At 65.8% G+C, this 18,275-nt stretch carries 16 protein-coding genes; 4 read left to right on the forward strand and 12 right to left on the reverse strand.

Features of this window, described 5'->3' with window-relative positions; genetic code table 11:
- Nucleotides 1-9: 9 nt before the first annotated feature.
- From fdhF to NOM55_RS11780, 3 genes are all read right to left on the reverse strand, one after another.
- The gene (gene fdhF / locus NOM55_RS11770) at nucleotides 10-2,667 is read right to left on the reverse strand and encodes a formate dehydrogenase subunit alpha (RefSeq protein WP_255908714.1); all 2,658 of its coding nucleotides are present in this window, start codon (nucleotides 2,665-2,667) and stop codon (nucleotides 10-12) included.
- Nucleotides 2,655-4,088 (reverse strand): NADH-quinone oxidoreductase subunit F, encoded by a 1,434-nt coding sequence (locus NOM55_RS11775; protein ID WP_255908715.1) that lies wholly within the window; start codon nucleotides 4,086-4,088, stop codon nucleotides 2,655-2,657. Before NOM55_RS11775 ends, fdhF begins: the two co-directional genes overlap by 13 nt.
- Before the next feature lie 326 nt (nucleotides 4,089-4,414).
- Nucleotides 4,415-4,966: a thymidine kinase gene (locus NOM55_RS11780; RefSeq protein WP_255908717.1), complete on the reverse strand. Its 552-nt coding sequence runs from the start codon at nucleotides 4,964-4,966 to the stop codon at nucleotides 4,415-4,417.
- Nucleotides 4,967-5,099: 133 nt separating this feature from the next.
- Here NOM55_RS11780 and NOM55_RS11785 point away from each other — a divergent pair, with 133 nt between their 5' ends.
- Nucleotides 5,100-5,525: a thioesterase family protein gene (locus NOM55_RS11785; protein ID WP_255908718.1), complete on the forward strand. Its 426-nt coding sequence runs from the start codon at nucleotides 5,100-5,102 to the stop codon at nucleotides 5,523-5,525.
- Nucleotides 5,526-5,691: 166 nt separating this feature from the next.
- Here the strand turns inward: NOM55_RS11785 and NOM55_RS11790 are convergent, their stop codons facing one another.
- From NOM55_RS11790 to NOM55_RS11805, 4 genes are read right to left on the reverse strand one after another with little or no spacing between them, the layout of a single operon-like run.
- On the reverse strand, nucleotides 5,692-6,987 hold the full coding sequence (locus NOM55_RS11790; protein ID WP_120809444.1) for an MgtC/SapB family protein: 1,296 nt from the start codon (nucleotides 6,985-6,987) through the stop codon (nucleotides 5,692-5,694).
- A gap of 24 nt (nucleotides 6,988-7,011) precedes the next feature.
- The gene (gene dxs, locus NOM55_RS11795; protein ID WP_255908719.1) at nucleotides 7,012-8,865 is read right to left on the reverse strand and encodes a 1-deoxy-D-xylulose-5-phosphate synthase; all 1,854 of its coding nucleotides are present in this window, start codon (nucleotides 8,863-8,865) and stop codon (nucleotides 7,012-7,014) included.
- A gap of 24 nt (nucleotides 8,866-8,889) precedes the next feature.
- Entirely contained in the window at nucleotides 8,890-9,786 is an 897-nt protein-coding gene (locus NOM55_RS11800; RefSeq protein WP_255908720.1) for a polyprenyl synthetase family protein, read from the reverse strand.
- A complete protein-coding gene (locus NOM55_RS11805) occupies nucleotides 9,776-10,009 on the reverse strand; it encodes an exodeoxyribonuclease VII small subunit (RefSeq protein WP_047968401.1) in 234 nt (77 codons plus the stop codon). The genes NOM55_RS11800 and NOM55_RS11805 overlap by 11 nt, the downstream gene beginning before the upstream one ends.
- A gap of 203 nt (nucleotides 10,010-10,212) precedes the next feature.
- Between NOM55_RS11805 and NOM55_RS11810 the strand changes: the two genes are divergently transcribed.
- Nucleotides 10,213-11,043 carry an SDR family oxidoreductase gene (locus NOM55_RS11810; protein WP_255908721.1) on the forward strand — a complete coding sequence of 277 codons (831 nt, stop codon included), beginning with the start codon at nucleotides 10,213-10,215 and terminating at the stop codon, nucleotides 11,041-11,043.
- Between the two features lie 79 nt (nucleotides 11,044-11,122).
- Here NOM55_RS11810 and NOM55_RS11815 read toward each other — a convergent pair whose 3' ends face one another.
- On the reverse strand, nucleotides 11,123-12,649 hold the full coding sequence (locus tag NOM55_RS11815) for a hypothetical protein (protein ID WP_047968403.1): 1,527 nt from the start codon (nucleotides 12,647-12,649) through the stop codon (nucleotides 11,123-11,125).
- A gap of 137 nt (nucleotides 12,650-12,786) precedes the next feature.
- Here NOM55_RS11815 and NOM55_RS11820 point away from each other — a divergent pair, with 137 nt between their 5' ends.
- Nucleotides 12,787-14,940 (forward strand): patatin-like phospholipase family protein, encoded by a 2,154-nt coding sequence (locus NOM55_RS11820; protein WP_255908722.1) that lies wholly within the window; start codon nucleotides 12,787-12,789, stop codon nucleotides 14,938-14,940.
- Between the two features lie 9 nt (nucleotides 14,941-14,949).
- Here the strand turns inward: NOM55_RS11820 and NOM55_RS11825 are convergent, their stop codons facing one another.
- From NOM55_RS11825 to NOM55_RS11840, 4 genes are all read right to left on the reverse strand, one after another.
- Nucleotides 14,950-15,840 (reverse strand): tyrosine-type recombinase/integrase, encoded by an 891-nt coding sequence (locus NOM55_RS11825; RefSeq protein WP_255908723.1) that lies wholly within the window; start codon nucleotides 15,838-15,840, stop codon nucleotides 14,950-14,952.
- Nucleotides 15,841-15,842: 2 nt separating this feature from the next.
- A complete protein-coding gene (locus NOM55_RS11830; protein ID WP_255908724.1) occupies nucleotides 15,843-16,682 on the reverse strand; it encodes a MoxR family ATPase in 840 nt (279 codons plus the stop codon).
- Between the two features lie 115 nt (nucleotides 16,683-16,797).
- Complete coding sequence (locus tag NOM55_RS11835; RefSeq protein WP_047968407.1) at nucleotides 16,798-17,214, reverse strand: hypothetical protein; 417 nt, start codon at nucleotides 17,212-17,214, stop codon at nucleotides 16,798-16,800.
- Nucleotides 17,211-17,657 carry a thioesterase family protein gene (locus NOM55_RS11840; protein ID WP_255908725.1) on the reverse strand — a complete coding sequence of 149 codons (447 nt, stop codon included), beginning with the start codon at nucleotides 17,655-17,657 and terminating at the stop codon, nucleotides 17,211-17,213. Before NOM55_RS11840 ends, NOM55_RS11835 begins: the two co-directional genes overlap by 4 nt.
- Nucleotides 17,658-17,784: 127 nt before the next feature.
- Here NOM55_RS11840 and NOM55_RS11845 point away from each other — a divergent pair, with 127 nt between their 5' ends.
- Complete coding sequence (locus tag NOM55_RS11845) at nucleotides 17,785-18,234, forward strand: universal stress protein (RefSeq protein WP_255908726.1); 450 nt, start codon at nucleotides 17,785-17,787, stop codon at nucleotides 18,232-18,234.
- The last annotated feature ends 41 nt before the right edge of the window (nucleotides 18,235-18,275 follow it).

The following is an 18,275-nucleotide window of genomic DNA, read 5'->3' on the forward strand; positions in this document are numbered from 1 at the left end:
TCCCCTGATTCAGTCCGCCAGTTTTTCCACCCGCACCGCGGTCAGCTTATATTCCGGGGAGTGCACCAGCCGGTCGCGCACGGCGGAGGTCAGCCGGTTTACGAGCAGGTCCGGGCGGTGAAAGCTGGCAAACAGCTGTCCCGGCTGTTGTGCCTCGCTGATATTCAACGGCAGCACCGCGCTGCCGTAGCGGCTGTGGAGGCGCACGCGCTCGCCCTGTTGCAGCCCCAGCCGCGCGGCATCCGCCGGTGCCATGTCCAGCGTGTCCGATGGCCGCAGCAGCGCATTGCGGCCGCGATAGCTCATCGTGCCGGCGTTGAAGTGGGTCAGCACCCGGCCGGTGACCAGCAGCAGCGGATAGTCCTCATCCGGCTGCTCGCTGCTGGGTAGGAACGGGATGCACGCCAGTGTGGCGGTCTGGCTGGTGGCAAACTGCGTGCTGTGCAGCACCGGTGTGCCGGGGTGCTGTTCGTCCGGGCAGGGCCAGTGCAGGCTTTCCTGCGCCAGCCGTGTGTAGCTCAGGCCGGCTCCGGCCGGCCACAGCGCGCGGATCTCGTCCCACACGGCCTGCGGGCCGGCAAAGTCGAAGCCGGTCGGCTGGTCCATGGCGGCGGCCAGGCGGCAGATGATCTGCCAGTCGGGCAGCGCGTCGCCGGGCGGCGGCACCACCTGGCGGATGTGCTGCACGCGGCGGTCGGCGTTCATGAAGGTGCCGTCCTTTTCCAGGAAGGAGGCCGCCGGCAGGAACACGTGGCCGAAGCGGCGCGCGGTTTCGTTGAGGAACAGGTCCTGCACGATGACCAGCTCCAGCTGCGCCAGCGCGGCGGCGGTGGCGGCCTCGTTGGCCAGCGTCAGGTAGATGTCGTAGCCCATCGCCCACAGCGCCTTGAGCCGGCCGTCGCGGGCCGCGTCCATCATCTGCAGCAGGTCCAGCCCGCGGCTTTTTGGCAGCGGCGTGCCCCAGTGCGCGGCGAAGCGCTCGCCGGCGTCGGCAAACGATTGCGCACCGGTCAGGGTGGCCGGGTCGCAGCCCATGTGTGCGGCGCCCTGCACGTTGTTCTGCCCACGCAAGGGGTTGATGCCGCTGCCGGGCTTGCCCAGGTTGCCGCTGAGCAGGGCCAGGTTGATCAGGCACATCACGCCTTCGGTGCCCTGCAGGTGCTCGGTGACGCCCAGGCCGTGCAGGCACATCGCCGGGCCTTGCGTGGCATATAGCCGCGCCGCGGCGCGGATGTCGGCGGCGGCCACGCCGCAGCCAGCGGCAACCCGTTCCGGGGTGTAGTCGCGCAAAAAATCGGCCAGCTCGGCGTAGCCGCTCACCCGCGTGGCAATGAAGTCGTGGTCCAGCAGCTCTTCCTCGATCAGCGTGGCGGCCATCGCGTTGAGCAGCGGCACGTTATGGCCGGGGCGCACCGCCAGGTGGAGGTCGGCCATCGCGGCCAGCTCGGTGCGGCGGGGGTCGATCACCACCAGCCGGGCGCCGCGGCGCACCGCCTGCTTGATGCGGGCGCCGATGACCGGGTGGTTCTCGGTGGGGTTGCAGCCGCACAGCAGCAGGGTGCGCGCCTGCTCGATGTCGTCGAAGTGGTTGGTGGCCGCGCCGGTGCCGAGCATGGTTTTCAGCGCCTTGGCACTGGGGGTGTGGCAGACGCGGGCGCAGCAGTCGACGTTGTTGCTGCCGATCACCACGCGGGCAAACTTCTGTGCCAGGTAGTTCTCCTCGTTGCTGGCGCGCGCCGAGCCCAGCACGCCGATGGCGTCCGGCCCATGTTGGCCGCGGATGGCCAGCAGGCGGTTGGCGACAAAGCTCAGCGCCTCGTCCCAGCTCACCGGCTGCCACTCGCCGTGCTGCTTGATCATCGGCTGCGTGACGCGGTCGGCGGCGTGGTTGAACTCGAAGCCGTAGCGGCCCTTCAGGCACAGGTGGCCACGGTTCACCGGATGTTGCGCCGGGCGCACCGCCACCACGCGGCCATCGGCGCTGCCGGCGTCCATCTGGCAGCCGACGCCGCAGTAGCCGCAGGTAGTGCGTGTCCATTGCTGCGCGGCCGTTGCCGGCTTGTCGAACAGCGCGCCGCTGGGGCAGCTGTCGACGCAGGCGCCGCAGCTGACGCAGCCATCGGCCAGCATGCTGTTGCCGTGAGCGGTGGCGATGCGGGTGTGCTCGCCGCGCCCCCATTCCGCCCACACGAACTGGCCCTGCACCTCGTCGCAGATGCGCACGCAGCGCTGGCAGTGGATGCAGCGATCCATGTCGACGCCGATGTAGGGATGGCTGTCGTCACGGAAGCCGTTGCCGGCCACGTCGCCGCCGGGCTGGATGTGGTACTGGCGCAGCAGGGCATGGAAGGGCAGCTCCGGCTGCGCGGTCACGGCACTGGCCGGGTAGCGCTCGGCCAGCAGTTGCAGGTTGCTGTGGCGCAGCGCTTCCAGCGCCGGGGTATGGCTGTGCACCACCATGCCGTCCTCGGCACGGGTGGCGCAGGCGGGCTGTGGCAGCGGCTGGCCGTCGATGGAAACCAGGCACAGGCGGCAGCCGCCGCTGGGCGCCAGCCGCGCGTCGTGGCACAGCTGTGGCACAGGGCTGCCGGCGGTGGCCAGCGCGTCCAGCAGCAGCGTGCCGGCCGGCACGTCATGGGCTTGGCCATTGAGTATCAGGCGAGGCATGCGCGCAGCTCCTCCGGGTAGTGGCGTTGCAGGGCATGGGCGAATTCGGCTAGGCCGCGGCCGTGGCCGCACAGGCTGCCTTGTGCCAGATTGTCCAGCAGTGCCTGGCAGCGGGCGCCGTCGATGGCCTGGCCGTCGCCCGCGGCGGCAAACTGCCGCGCCAACTCGGCGGCGCCGTAGTGGCAGGGCGTGCACTTGCCGCAGGACTCGCGTGCGCCAAAGCGGAATACCTCGGCCATGATCGCCTGCAGCGGGGTGTCGTCGGCAAAGGCAATCACCCCACCGTGGCCCACGGCACAGCCGATGGCGTGCAGCGCCTCGTAATCCAGCGGCGTGTCCAGCAGCGCCGGCGGCACCAGGCCGGCCAGCGGCCCGCCGATCATCAGCCCGCGCAGTTGGCCGTGATGCAGTCCCTGTCCCAGTTCGTGCACGATGGCCGTCAGCGGCAGGCCGAATGGCACCTCGTACAGGCCGGGGCGGTTGAAGCTGGCGTTCAGCGACAGCAGCTTGCTGCCACGGCTGCGGCCAACCCCCAGTGCGGCGTAGGCCGCCGCGCCGTGGCGGATGATCCATGGCACCGCGCACAGGGTTTCCACGTTGTGCAGCAGCGTGGGCTGGCCGTGCAGCCCGTGCGCGGTGATCTGCGGCGGGCGCAGCCGCACCTCCGGGCGCTTGCCTTCCAGCGCATTGAGCAGCGCGGTTTCCTCGCCGCACAGGTAGCTGCCGTCGCCGATGTGCAGCGTCAGCTCGAAATCCGTCCCCAGCCAGTCGGCATCGCGTGCCTGTTGCAGCGCGACCTGCAGCACGCGGGCGGCGTGCGGGTATTCCTTGCGCAGGTAGATGACGCCGTGGCGGGCGCCAATCGCCTGTGCCGCGATCAGGCAAGCCTCGATCAGGCAGTACGGGTCGTCTTCCAGCAGGTAACGGTCGGAAAAGCTGCCGGGGTCGCCTTCATCGGCGTTCACCACCAGGTATTTTCGGCTGCCGCAGGCCGCCGCCGCAGCGCGCCATTTGCGACCGGCCGGGAAGCCGGCGCCACCGCGGCCACGCAGGCCGCTGTCGTCCAGCGCTTGCAGCAGCGCCGCCTGGCTCATGCGGCGCGCCTGCTGCAGCGCCACGCCGCCGCCGCGCGCCAAATAGGCGCCGAAGTCGTGGATGCCGCCGGCCAGTACGTTGCCCAGCAGCACGCTGTGCGGCAGCAGGCTGGCGATGTGCGGGCGCACGGGTGGCGCCCCCGGTGGCTGGTGGCACTGGCCGTGGCAGTACAGCCCACGATCCTGTCGCTGCGCCGCGCGCCACGCCGCCGGTGCCTGCGCCCGGGCGGCAAAACAGGCCAGCCCCTGGCAGGGCAGCGCGGCCGGCTCCTCGCCGTGCAGGTGATAGAAACTGTCGACCGCATCCTGACTACCGGCTGGCAACATGAGGCGCTCCTTGTGACGGGGAACGGGTTGGCAGTTCTTTATAGTGCCAAGGCCGGTGTCACAGAAAGGCGAGACTGCGGCGCCGGCAGGAAAAGCCGGATGGTGCTGCCATCTGCACGCGGTGATGGTTCGGGTGAGCGGCTGTGTGTGACGGGTGTGCGGGGCCGGACAAGGTTGGCCGCAAGCGAGGTGCGCGTCTTGCGATCAGTACCCGTGCCGGCGGGTCAGCAGTATGGCCGCGAACCGGTCGCGGCCAATTAAAACGCCAGCGCTGGGCGCTGGGCGCTGGCGGGCGTGGCAGGGTGATGGGGTGATGGGGCAGGCGCTCAGGCGTAGAAGCACCTGGCGCACACCGCGTGGTAGCGGGCCTCGTCGCCGATCACCACCTGCGGCCCTTCCTTGATGCGCTGGCCGTTGCCGTCGCGGCGGATGTGCATGGTGGCCTTGCGGCCGCAGTGGCAGATGGTCTTGATCTCCTCGATGTCTTCCGCCAGCGCCAGCAGCCAGGCGGCGCCGGGAAAGGGCTCGCCGCGAAAATCGCTGCGCAGGCCGAAGCAGATCACCGGCACGTGGCGGGTATGCGCCAGCCGGTGCAGCTGCTGTACCTGCGTCGGCGTCAGGAACTGCGCCTCGTCGATCAGCACGCAAGCGATGCCGGCGTAGTCCGCGGCCAGAAAATCGAAATGGTCGTCGTAGGTCAGCGCGTCGCGCTGGATGTTGAGGCGCGAGGTGATCTTGCCGACACCGAAGCGGTCATCGATGGCGGCGGTGTACAGCCGCACCGTCTTGGCCATCGATTCGTAGTTATTGGCGATCTGCAGCAGTTGCGTGCTTTTGCCGCTATTCATTGCGGCGTAGCGGAAGAAGAGTTTGGCCATGATGAGCGGGAGGCGGGTAAGCCGGCCATTCTAGCGCATGCGGAACACTGTGTTGCGCGGCTGTGTGCTGACGTTAACGTCAGTAGCGCGTTATGATCGCATGCTGCAATGCAACCAGATACCGGAGCCCACGATGGAAAAAATCCTGCCACTGCTCGACACCCGCCGCATCAGCATGCGCTGGGGCGATATGGACGCGGTCGGTCACCTCAACAACACCTGCTACTTCCGCTACATGGAGCAGATCCGCGTCGAGTGGCTGGACGACATCGGCTACCCGATCGACCCGCAGGGCATCGGCCCGGTGCTGGGCAGCACCAGCTGTGTCTACAAGCGCGAGATGACCTATCCGGCGACGGTGCTGATCAGCATCGAGGTGGAAAAGGTTGGCCGCAGCAGCCTGAAGCTGCGCCACCATTTCAGGGTCGAGGGTGACGTCGATACCGTGTACGCGGTGGGCGAGGCGACGCTGGTGTGGGTCGACTATCAGGCCGGCAAGACGGTCTCGATTCCGGAGCCGATCCGCGAGCGGCTGCGGGCCGTCGGCGCCGACGCCTGAGAACCTTTCAATGTCTGCTGCAACTGATCTCAACATGAGGCGATACGGCGTTGAAAACGGCTTCGGAATGCTCATTGACCCATGTCAACGCCGCTTCCTCAGCCGTTTTCGCCTTGTCTCGCTCTAGCTCGCGAGACTTTGAACGGGTTCTGAGCGCCGGGCCGGCTCAACCGGCGATCAGGTTGAGCCACAGCCCGATGGCCAGCCCCAGCAGCATCACCACGAAGGTCGGCAGGCAGCGCAGCGCCAGCAGGCGGCCGCCGAGGCTGGAGATCAGTCCGAACTTGAACAGGGTGTTGCTGGTGATGGCGATGCTGATCGCCAGCAGCGTCGGCATCAGCGCCAGCTGCTGCTTGCCCAGCATTTCCAGCGCGGTCAGGGTGATGGCGTCGACGTCGTTGAGGCCGGAGATCAGCGCGATCACGTACACGCCGCGCTGGCCGAACAGGTCGTTCAACCATGCGCTGCATACCAGCACGATGGCGAACACCAGCGCGAAGCTGAGTGCCAGTTTCAGCTCCGCCGGGTTGCTCAGCTGCAGCGCCGGCGTCTCGCGCTGGCCATTGGCGGCATGGCGCGGGCGCAGCATCACCGTCAACAGGCCGAGCAGCAACGGCGGGGCCATCAGCAGCACGGCGCCTTCCAGCGCCGCCGGCGCCACCGCCATGGTGATCAGCGCCAGCCGCACGAACAGCACCAGGTTGGCGAGCAGGATCACCCGTGCCGACAGCGCCACCGAGGCCGGATTGTCGCGCGCGGCGCGGGCATAGACCAGGCTGGTGGCGGTGGTGGAGACCAGGCCGCCGAGGATGCCCAGCACCGGGGTACCGACGCGCTCGCCGAGCATGCGCACCGCGAAGTAACCAGCGAGGCCGACACCGACGATCAGCACCACCATCAGCCACACCCGGTACGGGTTGAAGGCGGCGTAGGGGCCGAAACCCTGATTCGGCAGCACCGGCAGCACGATGAAGGTGAGGGCGGCGAACTGAAGCAGCGCCAGCAGGTCGCGGCGATCCAGCCGCTGGCTGATGCCGCTCAGCTCCGGTTTCAGGTACATCAGGGCGGTGACGATGATGGCGACGGCGACGGCCAGTTCTTCCAGCCCGTTGGCGGAGAGCAGGCCCAGCCCGTAGGCGACGACCAGCGCCACCACGGTGGTGGTGCGCGGTTCGTTTTCCTCTGCCTCGCGGCCCAGCGGCAGGAAGCCGAGGCTGGCGATCACCAGCAGGCCCAGCGCCGGCAGCAGCCAGTTCGGGCTGCCGTGCTGTGAAAGTACCGCCAGCAGGCAGCCGAACACCGCGGTCATCGGGAAGGTGCGGATACCCGCCAGCGTGCGTTTCTTGCGTTCGCGCTCCACCCCCATCAGCAGGCCGATGCCGAGGCTGGTGACGATGGCCGGCAGCGCGGCATACGGCGAATCGGCCAGTGACAGCCAGCTGCCCAGATCCCAGTTGCTCATGCGCGCGCCCTCCAGCGATGCGGGTTAGCGCCCCAGATGGGCGGCGATGCTGGCTTCGATGCCGGCGGCGTCGAGGCCGCAGCCGGCCAGCAGCATGGCGGGGTCGCCGTGCTCGACGTAGTCGTCGGGCAGGCCCAGATGCAGCAGCGGCACCTGCACGTTGGCCGCAGCCAGCACTTCGCCACAGGCACTGCCGGCACCGCCCATGATCGCGTTTTCCTCAACGGTGACGATCAGCTCGTGGCTGGCGGCCAGCTGTTTCACCAGCTCCGCGTCCAGCGGCTTGACGAAGCGCATGTCGGCGACGGTGGCGTCGAACGCCTCGGCCGCCTGCAGCGCCGGCGTCACCATGCTGCCGAAGGCGAGGATCGCCACCTTGCCCTGACCCTGGCGGCGGATGTGGCCCTTGCCCAGCGGCAGCGCCGACATTTCGTGCACGATGGCGGCGCCGGGGCCGGTGCCGCGCGGGTAGCGCACCGCGCTCGGGCCGTCCAGCGTGAACGCGGTGTACAGCATCTGGCGGCACTCGTTCTCGTCCGAGGGCGCCATCACCGTCATGTTGGGGATGCAGCGCAGGAAGGACAGGTCGAAGGAGCCGGCGTGGGTCGGGCCGTCGGCGCCGACCAGACCGGCGCGGTCGATGGCGAACACCACCGGCAGGTTTTGCAGCGCCACGTCGTGGATCAGCTGGTCGTAGGCGCGCTGCAGGAAGGTAGAGTAGATCGCCACCACCGGCTTCAGACCGTCACAGGCGAGGCCGGCGGCAAAGGTCACCGCGTGCTGCTCGGCAATGGCAACGTCGAAATAGCGTTGCGGATATTCCTGCTCGAACCGCACCAGGCCGGAGCCTTCGCGCATCGCCGGGGTGATGCCGACCAGGCGCGAATCGAGCTTGGCCATGTCGCAGATCCAGTCGCCGAACACCTGGGTGTACTGCGGCTTGCCGCCGCTCTTGCTGCCGACCAGGCCGTTGGCCGGGTCGAACTTGGTCACGCCGTGGTATTTCACCGGGTCGTTCTCGGCCAGCTTGTAGCCCTGGCCCTTCTTGGTGACGATGTGCAGGAACTGCGGGCCTTTCAGGCTCTTGATGTTGTTGAGGGTGTCGGTCAGCACGTCGACATCGTGGCCGTCGATCGGACCGATGTAGTTGAAACCGAACTCCTCGAACAGCGTGCCGGGGGTGAAAAAGCCCTTCACGTGTTCTTCCACCTTGCTGGCGATGTCGCGCAGCGGCGGGGCGATGCCGCCCAGAACCTTGTTGGAGCCCTGGCGCACGGCGGCATAAAAGCGGCCGGACATGATCTTGGCCAGGTAGTTGTTGAGCGCGCCGACATTGGGCGAAATCGACATGTCGTTGTCGTTGAGGATCACCAGCAGGTTGGTGTCCATCGCGCCGGCGTTGTTCAGTGCCTCGAACGCCTGACCGGCGGTCATCGAACCGTCGCCGATGATGGCGACGCAGTGGCGTTCGATACCCTGCAGCTGTGCCGCGACCGCCATGCCCAGCGCGGCGCCGATCGAGGTCGAGGAGTGGCCGACGCCGAAGGTGTCGTACTCGGATTCGTCACGCTTGGGAAAACCGGCAAGGCCGCCTTGCTGGCGCATGCTGCCCATGCGCTCGCGGCGGCCGGTGAGGATCTTGTGTGGATAGGTCTGGTGGCCGACGTCCCACACCAGACGGTCGTCCGGGGTGTTGAACACGTAGTGCAGGGCGACGGTCAGCTCCACGCTGCCGAGGTTGGAGGCGAAGTGGCCGCCTGTCTTGCTCACCGATTCGACGATGAATTCGCGCAGCTCGCGCGCAAGCTGCGGCAGGTCGCTGCGTTTCAGCTGGCGCAGGTCCGCCGGGCTGTGGATGGTGTCGAGCAGTGTGGTCATATTGTTGTTGTGTTGTGTTGTCGTTCAGAACGAGCGGGCGACGATGTAATCGGCCAGCTGTTTCAGACGCGCCGCCTTGTCACCAAACGGTGCCAGTGCGGCCAGCGCGTCGTTGTAGAGTTCGCGGGCAAACTGCTTGGCTTCCTGCAGGCCCATCAGGCTGACGTAGGTCGGCTTGTCGTTGGCCTCGTCCTTGCCGGCGGTCTTGCCGAGGGTGGCGGTGTCGGCTTCGACATCCAGCACGTCGTCGACCACCTGGAATGCCAGCCCCATGCGCTTGGCGAAATGGTCGAGGCTGTCGGTCTGCTCGGCGCTCAAAGGTTGGCCGCACATGGCGCCCAGCAGCACCGCGGCGCGGATCAGGGCGCCGGTTTTCATGCAGTGCATGAACTCCAGCTCGGTCTGGTTCAGGCTGCGGCCAACGCTGGCGAGGTCGATGGCCTGGCCGCCGGCCATGCCGGCGTGGCCGGAGGCGGTGGCGAGGGTGCTCACCATGGCCAGTTGCTGCTGCGGGGCGACATCGGACATCGGCCGGCTGAGCAGTTCAAAGGCCAGCGTCTGCAAGGCGTCGCCGACCAGCAGCGCGGTGGCCTCGTCGTAGGCGACGTGACAGGTCGGCTTGCCGCGGCGCAACACATCGTCGTCCATGCACGGCATGTCGTCGTGTACCAGCGAGTAGGCGTGGATCATTTCCACGGCACAGGCGACGCGGGCAAGGTTGGCCGCATCGGCGGCAACCAGCTCGCCGGCGGCAAACGCCAGCAGCGGGCGCACGCGCTTGCCGCCCTGCAGTGTGCTGTAACGCATCGCCTGGTGCAGCTGCTGCGGAGCGCGCTGTTCGTCCGGCAGTGCCGCTTCCAGTGCGTTTTCGACGTATTGCTGGGTGGCGGTCATCCAGCCGACAAAGTTTTCATTGCTCATGGCTGATGTCCAGTGGCTTGAGTTCGCCGTTTTCCAGCACCCGTAGTTGTTGTTCGGCATCGGCCAGCTTGGCCTGGCAGAACTTCATCAGTTCGATGCCCTGCTTGTAGGAGGCGAGTGCCGCATCCAGCGGCATGTCGCCGCTTTCCATTGCCTGGATGATGTCTTCCAGTTGTGCCAGCGAGCTTTCGAAGCTTGCCGGCGCCTTGGCGGATTTGGCCATTACCTTATTCCTCATGCATTGTTCGGTTTACCGGTCGCCATTGTAGGTGTTTTCTGCGTCCGCACAAAGTGGCGCCTGTGTTTGCCCGCGCCGCCGCCGTGGCGGTCGCGTGCAGCCGCGGCGGCAATCGCCCTTTTGCGTTTGACCCCCGGCGGGCGGCTGTTTATCGTGGCGGCCTCAACGATTGACGAAAGGGTGGCAGCGTGGCGGCCAAAAGCATCTTGATTACCGGCTGTTCGTCCGGCATTGGTCTGGTGGTGGCGCAAGGCTTGGCCGCAAAGGGCTGGCGCGTGTTTGCCAGCGCACGCAAGGCGGAAGACGTCAGCCGCCTGCAGCAGCTTGGGCTGGAAGCGTTGCCGCTGGACGTGGACGACAGCGCCAGCATCCATGCCGCGGTGGCCGAGGTGCTGCGCCGCACCGGTGGCACGCTGGACGCACTGTTCAACAACGCCGGTTACGGCCAGCCCGGCGCCGCCGAGGATGTGCCGCGCCACGCGATGCGGGCGCAGTTCGAGACCAACCTGTTTGGCGCCTGGGAGCTGCTGAATGCGGTATTGCCGGTGATGCGGCGCCAGGGGCATGGTCGCGTGCTGTTCAACAGCTCGGTGCTGGGTTTTGCCGCGATGAAGTATCGCGGTGCCTATAACGCCAGCAAATACGCGATGGAAGGGCTGTGCGACACCCTGCGGCTGGAGCTGGCCGGTAGCGGCATCCATGTCAGCCTGATCGAGCCGGGTCCGATCGAGAGCCGCTTTCGCCCCAATGCTCTGGCCAAGTTTCTGGCCAATATCGACATCGCGCACAGCGCGCACCGTGTCTCGTACGAAAAGCAGCTGTTGCGGCTGAAGAAGGAGGGCCACGCCGCGCCGTTCACCTTGCCGGCAACGGCGGTGCTGGCCAAGGTGGAGCGGGCCTTGCTGGCCGCGCGGCCGGCGGCGCGCTACCGGGTCACCTTTCCGACGCACCTGTTCTGGTGGCTGAAGCGGCTGCTGCCGACGCGCTGGCTGGACGCGGTGCTGGGGCGGGCGGCGTGAACGGGTTTGCCGTCAGGCGGGCATGAAAAAGGCGGTCACCAGGGGTGACCGCCTTTTTTGTTGCCGGGTGCAGCCCTGTTTAATCGCTGAGCCGTTCTAGAGTCTCGAATTCAACCTGGTGACAGTCCTCGAACTGGCTGATCACGCTGCTGATGCGGATCTGGTAGGACTTGCCGTTGGCGAGGAAATTGAGCAGCTTGCCCGGTTTGGCAAAGGACTTGGGCACGATGAAGACGCGCTTGCCTTTCTGGGCATTGGTCTGCGTGATGTACAGGCCGTTGTGGTTGGAAATGGCTTCCCGCTCGTTTTCGCTGAGGATCACCGGCAGTGGCAGGCTGCCGAGCAGCTCGACGCCGATGCGGGTGCCGCCTTCCGGCAGGCGCTGCACGCGGCGGATGATGCCCAGCTGGTTGGGGCGGTCTTTTTGCGATACCCAGATGCTGCGGCCGATGATCAGGCTTTCCACCGCGCGGCCAATGTAGATCAGCCCCATGCCGACTTCGCTGGTGTCGTTGACCCGCCATTCCGGCACCAGGTTGTCGTCGCCCAGCGGCAGGGTGCGGTTGACTTTCAGGTGGTGGGCGATGCGCTCAAAACCGACTTCCACCCGCGCCTGGCCGGTCGACGACAGTCGTTCGTGACGGCGCATCGACTTGCCGCCGTCCTGTGACCAGCGCGTCGACAGCTTCTGCAGCATGTCGCGCCACAGCTCCAGACTCATTTCCGGCAGCGCGCGGGCAAAGGCTTCCGGGATGCCCTGGTCAAAATCGAGGATCAGGTCGGCAAGCCGGTTGACGACGTGGTCGCCGGACCAGTAGCGGCAACCCTTGCCCAGCACGCCGCGGCGCAGCAGTTGCGGCGCGGCGGGCATGTCGAGGTTGATCACGTACTGGAATTCGCTTTGCGTGGCCTGCAGTTCTAGCTGCACGCCTTCCACCAGTCGCTCCAGCAGCAGGTGGATGGCCTCGATTTCCTGTGGCAGCAGGTTGTCGGTCTGCGCCAGGTGCAGCATCGCCGCCTGGATCAGCAGCTCTTCCGGGGAAATGCTGCTGTTCAGCCGGTCGTACAGCGCAATGCGCTTGGTGTGGAACTGTTCCTGCTCGGCAAACTGGTACAGGTGATAGGCTTGCTGCCAGGTGTTGCCCTCGGCCGAGATGTAGCGCAGCGCGCTCCATTTCACCAGACTCAGCTGGTGGTGCAGCGCGCGGGCGGTGGCCAGCTCGATATTGCTGTCGACGACAAAATTCTTGGCGCTGTGCATCTGGCGCAGGCACAGCTGGTAGCCGTTGGACAATTCGGTCCAGTAGGACAGGATGCTGGGCAGGAACGATTTTGAACGCGGCGAACCGCGCAGGAATTCACTGCACAGCTTGCTGTGCATGCCCACGGACTGGCTGTCGACGTAGAGCAGGGTGCTGATGCGGTCCTTCAGGGTGACCGTGGCATCCTTGTTGATCTTGCTGACCGCCTTGATGACCTCGATCAGCGTCGTGTAATACTCGTCACCCGGCAGGTTTTTCACCAGCAGGGTGGCGGAGACGGTGCTGTCGCTGGGTTTGTGCTTACCGACCAGGGACCCCAGAATGGTTTTGATGTTGTCGATCATTACGTGGAGACGGACTCGGCGAGGTTGAAGGCCAGGGTAACGTGATTATCCCGCTATATTAGCGTATCTCGGACCAATAACCGAAAGTGTCATTGCTGCCTATGCTTTTTTCCGGATTTTGGCGCCTGGCCGCCGTCTTGCTGCTGTTGCCGCTGCTGGCGCACGCCAGCGCCACTCCGCCGCGGCTGGGGGTGGTGCTTGGTGGTGGCGGCGCGCGCGGTTTTGCCCACTTGGGCGTGTTGCAGGAGCTGGAGCGCTTGCGGGTGCCGGTGGCCTGCATCGCGGGCACCAGTGCCGGCGCCCTGATCGGCGGCGCCTACGCCAGCGGCCGTGCGCTGGACGAGATGGCCGGGCTGTTTCGCCGTGCCGACTGGGATGTGCTGCTGTCGGGCAAGCCGGCGCGGCAGGACGTGCCCTACCTGCGAAAGCAGGGCGATCTGGTCAACTACTTTGATCTGTCCTTTGGCGTGCGCGACGGCGAGCTGCGCATTCCGCGCGGCGCGATCAATTCGCAGGCTATCGACCTGTTCATTCGCGAGCTGACCCGCGCCCGCGACGAGCCCAGCTTCGACCGCTTGTCGATCCCGTTTCGCGCGGTGGCCACCGATCTGGAAAGCGGCGATGCGGTGGTGTTTGACCGTGGCGACCTGAGCCTGGCGATGCGCGCCAGCATGGCGGTGCCGGGGCTGTTCGATGTGGTGGAGCATGACGGCCGGCTGCTGGTGGACGGCGGCCTGGCGCGGCAGCTGCCGGTGGAAGAACTGCTCGGCGGCTGTGCCGACGTGTTGCTGGTGATCGATGTCGGTACCCCGCCGCTGAAGGCGGAGCAACTGCGCAGCTTCATCAATGTGCTGGACCAGACCAGCTACCTGATGGTGGCGCGCAACAGCAAGGAGCAGCTGGCGAAGATGCGGCCGCAGGACTTGCTGTTGCGGCCAACCCTGGACGGCTTTTCTCCCGCCGATTTTGCGCGCAATGCCGACATCGTCGAAGCCGGCCGGCGTGCGGCGCAGGGTATCGCCGCGCAACTGGCACCGTTCGCGCTGCCGCCGGAGCGCTATGCCGCCTGGCAGGCGACGCAGCGGGCGCCGCAGTCGGCGCGCATCGACCGTGTCGAGGTGGCCGGCAATTTCGACTTTGTCGACCCGCAGACACTGCAGCAGCGGCTGTCGGCCGCCGCCACCGCGCTGCCGCTGGAAACCTTCCACCGTCGCCTGACCGAGGTGTTTGCCGATGGCGACCTGGAGCGGCTGTCCTACCGCGCCGCGTTCGAGCAGGGGCAGAATGTGGCGCGGGTGACGGCGGAAGAGCGCTTTGTTGGCCCCAATTACCTGCGTGCCGGCCTGAGCCTGAGCAGCGCCACCAATGGCCGTGCCAGTTTTGCCCTGCTGGGCGAGCACAAGCGCAGCTGGCTGAATGCGGCCGGCGGCATGTGGCTCAACGAATTGCGGCTGGGTGAGGAGCCGATGCTGCGCAGCGAGTGGTACCAGCCGCTGGCGACCGACAGCCAGCTGTTCGCCAGCCTGTCGGCGCGCTACGAGGACCGGCTGTATTCGCTGTACTCGCCGGGTCATCGGCGCGAGGCGGATTTCATCTTCGGCACCACGCAGGCTAATGCCGATCTGGGCTGGGATTTCCGCCGGTTCGGCGAGCTGCGGCTGGGGGTCTACCAGAACCATACTTCGCTGCGGCTGAAGACCGGGGCGGCGGTCTACGACGATGCGCGCGAGCGGGAGAGTGCGCGCGGGGTGCGGATGCTGTTCAACTACGACCAGCTGGACAATCCACGTTGGCCGCGACAGGGCATGGCGGCCCAGTTCTCGCTGTCGGCGCCGTACACCATGGCGCTCGATGAGCGCTATCACAGTATCGGCATCCGCCTCGACGCGGCGCAGCTGTTGCCACGCGATGTCACGCTGCGCACCACCGCGCGGTTTGACGGCTCCTTCGGCCGCGGCGACGGCATGGTCTACGCACTGGGCGGTTTCAACAACCTGTCCGGCTACCAGCCGGGCGAGCTGCTGGCCAGTCGCACCGCCTTGCTGCGCAGCATGCTGTACTGGCGTGCCGCCGGCCTGCCGTCGGCGCTCGGCTCCGGGCTGTATGCCGGGGTGTCGTTCGAGGCCGGCAAGGCGTGGCGCACGGTGTGGGATCAGCGCAATAGCAGTTGGTTGCCGGGCATGACGCTGTTCCTGGGTGCCGACACCGTGCTGGGGCCGTGGTCGGTCGGCGTCGGCAATGCCAAGGGTGGGCAGTGGACCGGCTATTTCAGTCTTGGCGCGCAGTACTGAGCAGGGACGTTACGAGTTGTCCGGTGTCTTCTTGGCACGCGGGTGGGCGCCGTCGTAGACCTTGGCCAGATGCTGGAAGTCGAGGCTGGTGTAGATCTGGGTGGTGGCCAGGTTGGCGTGGCCCAGCATTTCCTGCACCGCGCGCAGGTCGCCGGACGACTGCAGGATGTGGCTGGCAAACGAGTGGCGCAGCATGTGCGGGTGCACGTGCTGCTCGCAGTCGCTTTGCAGCCGCCATTTTTCCAGCCGCCGCGCCAGCTGCCGCGACGACAGCCGCGTCCCCTGTTCCGACACGAACAGCGCGTCATCCTGGGTACTGCCGCGTACTTCCAGCCAGCGGCGCAGGGCGTCGGCGGCGCTGCGGCCAACCGGCAGCAGCCGTTCGCGCTTGCCCTTGCCGCTGACCTTGACCAGCTGTTGTGACAAGTCGAGGTCGGCGACATTGAGCGAGGTGGTTTCGCTCAGGCGCAGGCCGGAGGAGTACATCAACTCGAACATGGCGTGATCGCGCCATTGCAACCGTCCCTCGCTGGGCTGGTCCAGTAGCTGCATGGTGGCGTCGACGCTGAGTGCCTTGGGCAGACGTTGCGGTGCCCGCGGCGGGCGCAGGCCGGCGCAAGGGTTGGCCGCAATATGTTCCTGCCGGATCATCCAGTGGAACAGGTTGCGCCAGCTGGACAGGATGCGCGCCAGCGAGCGCGGCGACAGCCCCTGATGGCGCAACTGCGCCAGTGCCCGCTGTACGGCGAGGGTGTTGACCTGTTCCGGCTGCTCCAGCCGGGTCAGCCTGGCGAGATAGGTGATATCGCGCGCGTAGGCCTCGCGCGTGTGCTCGCTCCTTGCGGCCAACTGCAGTTGCTGGTCGAACTGCTGCAGCGTTGTGGTCCAGGCGGCGTTCATGGTCAGTTGCGGCGCGCGCGGGTGGCGTTGAGGATGCGTTCCAGTAGCGACATGTCCTGCTCGTTTTTCAGCAGGGCGCCGGCAAACGGTGGCACGCCGCCGTTGTGGATCGCGCTGTCCGGCGTGCCGTCGGCCTGCAGCAGGCGCAGCCAGTCCAGCAGTTCCGAGGTCGACGGTTTCTTCTTGATGCCGGGCAGCTCGCGGATGGCGAGGAAGCTTTCCAGCGCATTGCGCAGCAGGCTGTCACGCAGGGTCGGGAAGTGGGCGTTGACGATGCGCTGCAGGGTGTCCTGGTCCGGAAAACGGATGTAGTGGAAGAAGCAGCGGCGCAGGAAGGCGTCGGGCAGCTCTTTCTCGTTGTTGGAGGTGATGACGATGATGGGACGCTGGTGAGCCTTGATCTGCTCCTGCGTCTCGTGCACGAAGAACTCCATCTGGTCCAGTTCGCGCAGCAGATCGTTGGGGAATTCGATGTCGGCCTTGTCGATTTCGTCGATCAGCAGCACCGGTGCCTCGCTGGCTTCGAACGCCTGCCACAGCTTGCCTTTGACGATGTAGTTGCTGATGTGGTGCACGCGCTCGTTGCCGAGCTGCGAGTCGCGCAGGCGCGAGACGGCATCGTACTCGTACAGGCCGTGCTGCGCCTTGGTGGTGGATTTGACCGGCCACACGATCAGCTGCTTGCCCAGCGCTTTGGCCAGTTGCTCGGCGAGCATGGTCTTGCCGGTGCCGGGTTCGCCCTTGATCAGCAGCGGGCGTTCCAGGGTAATGGCAGCGTTGACCGCGGTCATCAGGTCGGGGGTGGCAATGTACTGCTCGCTGCCGGTGAATTTCTGCTTCATTTGATGGGCTCGTGTTGGATGGTGGTTGCCGAACGAAAGCGGCCACTCAGGGTGGCCGTTGCGGTGCAGCAGTGCCTGCGCTGATTATGGTTCAGCTACAGGGCGCGCCAGGATGTTACTGGCGGATGAATTCGTTTTCCAGGTCTTCCAGCGACAGCTGCCAGTGCTGCATCATGTGGCGCAGCAGCAGCATTTCCGGGTCGCTGATCGCGCTGTCGGCCTTGCAGATGTCCAGCGCGATGGCGCAGCACAGTAGGCGCTTGCTGCGATCGGTGATCACGTCCAACACCTCGTTGACGCGCTGCGGCGACAGTAGGTGGATGGTGCCATCGTTTTCGGCTTCGTCGGAGACGTCATCGCAGTACTTTGCCAGCACCTCGATGAAGCGCTTGCGCGATAGGCCGATGATTTCATAGACGTTCAGGCTTTCCATGGATTCGATCTCGCGCGCTTCCATTTCGCCATCGGTAATCATGAACATGGCAAGGATGCGGGCAAGCGCTTCCGGACTGTTCGTGGGGTAGTTCTTCATGTCGCGACTCCTTCTTGTTTCAGTCTGAATTGCGCGGCAAAGGTGGCTGGTACAGCGGTTGCTTTCCGCTGCTGGTAGTCAAAGAAGACAATGCCGGTCTTGATATGCAGTATTGCGGCATTGTCGCTCAAGCGTCGGGCTTGGTAAATGAAATCGCAGCCGCAGCGGCTAAAGTCGGTGATGCCGAGGCTGAATGCCAACGTGTCGCCATGAAAGGCTTCGTTGCGGTAGATCACCGCGGCGTCGCTCATGATGATGCCGGCGCCGTAAACATCCATCTCGGTGCAGTCAAGACTTTGCAGGAAACGCAGCCGGACCTCGTGGGCGAAGCGCAGTGCGGCATCGTTGCCCAGATGGCCGCCGTAGTTGATATCGCTGATGCGGATGTCGAGCCGACAGTCGAACACCGGGTTGTCGATCTCCGGCAAGGTGAGGCGTGCCATGCGTTAACCTGTTGCGAGGGTTTTTGTCATACTGCGCCCGCTGTTAATCTTTATCAATACTTTCCTCGGCGCCGGTAATCTAGTATGAATACAGCAATTCAATCGTGTGTCGAGACGGGAGGTCACCATGTATCAGCGTATTTTTGTGCCGGTTGATGATAGCGAAACATCGGCATTGGCCTTGGCTGAAGCGTGCAAGCTGGCCAAAGAAGTTGGTGCCGCGGTGAAGATGGTGCACGTGGTGGATTTGGCGCAGTTTGGCTGGGGTGGTGCCGAGTTTCTGGATGCTGCAGAATTGCAGGGTTCGATTCGCGAGGCGGGTGAGCAGGTGTTGTCGCAGGCACGAACGCGCGCCGAGGCGCTGGGTGTGGTGCCGGAGACGGCCATCATCGAAAGCTGGGGCGATCGCATCGCCAGTGTCATCATGGACGACGCCAGCAAATGGGGGGCGGATCTGCTGGTGATGGGGACCCACGGCATTGGCGGGCTGATGCACCTGCTGCTGGGAAGTGTGGCCGAAGGGGTGCTGAAGATTGCCGATGTGCCGGTGCTGCTGGTGCGCAATAGCGGCGATTGATAACGTTTTTCGCCTGTAGTGCCGACCTTGTCCTGTTTCAG

It is taken from the genome of Vogesella sp. AC12 (genome assembly GCF_024437575.1).
GTDB classification, from domain to species: Bacteria; Pseudomonadota; Gammaproteobacteria; order Burkholderiales; family Chromobacteriaceae; genus Vogesella; species Vogesella indigofera.

Bases quoted from the DNA above. Each gene is read 5' to 3' on its own strand.
- fdhF (WP_255908714.1), bottom strand. From the start codon at position 2,667: ATGCCTCGCCTGATACTCAATGGCCAAGCCCATGACGTGCCGGCCGGC.
- NOM55_RS11775 (WP_255908715.1), bottom strand. From the start codon at position 4,088: ATGTTGCCAGCCGGTAGTCAGGATGCGGTCGACAGTTTCTATCACCTG.
- NOM55_RS11780 (WP_255908717.1), bottom strand. From the start codon at position 4,966: ATGGCCAAACTCTTCTTCCGCTACGCCGCAATGAATAGCGGCAAAAGC.
- NOM55_RS11785 (WP_255908718.1), top strand. From the start codon at position 5,100: ATGGAAAAAATCCTGCCACTGCTCGACACCCGCCGCATCAGCATGCGC.
- NOM55_RS11790 (WP_120809444.1), bottom strand. From the start codon at position 6,987: ATGAGCAACTGGGATCTGGGCAGCTGGCTGTCACTGGCCGATTCGCCG.
- dxs (WP_255908719.1), bottom strand. From the start codon at position 8,865: ATGACCACACTGCTCGACACCATCCACAGCCCGGCGGACCTGCGCCAG.
- NOM55_RS11800 (WP_255908720.1), bottom strand. From the start codon at position 9,786: ATGAGCAATGAAAACTTTGTCGGCTGGATGACCGCCACCCAGCAATAC.
- NOM55_RS11805 (WP_047968401.1), bottom strand. From the start codon at position 10,009: ATGGCCAAATCCGCCAAGGCGCCGGCAAGCTTCGAAAGCTCGCTGGCA.
- NOM55_RS11815 (WP_047968403.1), bottom strand. From the start codon at position 12,649: ATGATCGACAACATCAAAACCATTCTGGGGTCCCTGGTCGGTAAGCAC.
- NOM55_RS11825 (WP_255908723.1), bottom strand. From the start codon at position 15,840: ATGAACGCCGCCTGGACCACAACGCTGCAGCAGTTCGACCAGCAACTG.
- NOM55_RS11830 (WP_255908724.1), bottom strand. From the start codon at position 16,682: ATGAAGCAGAAATTCACCGGCAGCGAGCAGTACATTGCCACCCCCGAC.
- NOM55_RS11835 (WP_047968407.1), bottom strand. From the start codon at position 17,214: ATGAAGAACTACCCCACGAACAGTCCGGAAGCGCTTGCCCGCATCCTT.
- NOM55_RS11840 (WP_255908725.1), bottom strand. From the start codon at position 17,657: ATGGCACGCCTCACCTTGCCGGAGATCGACAACCCGGTGTTCGACTGT.
- NOM55_RS11845 (WP_255908726.1), top strand. From the start codon at position 17,785: ATGTATCAGCGTATTTTTGTGCCGGTTGATGATAGCGAAACATCGGCA.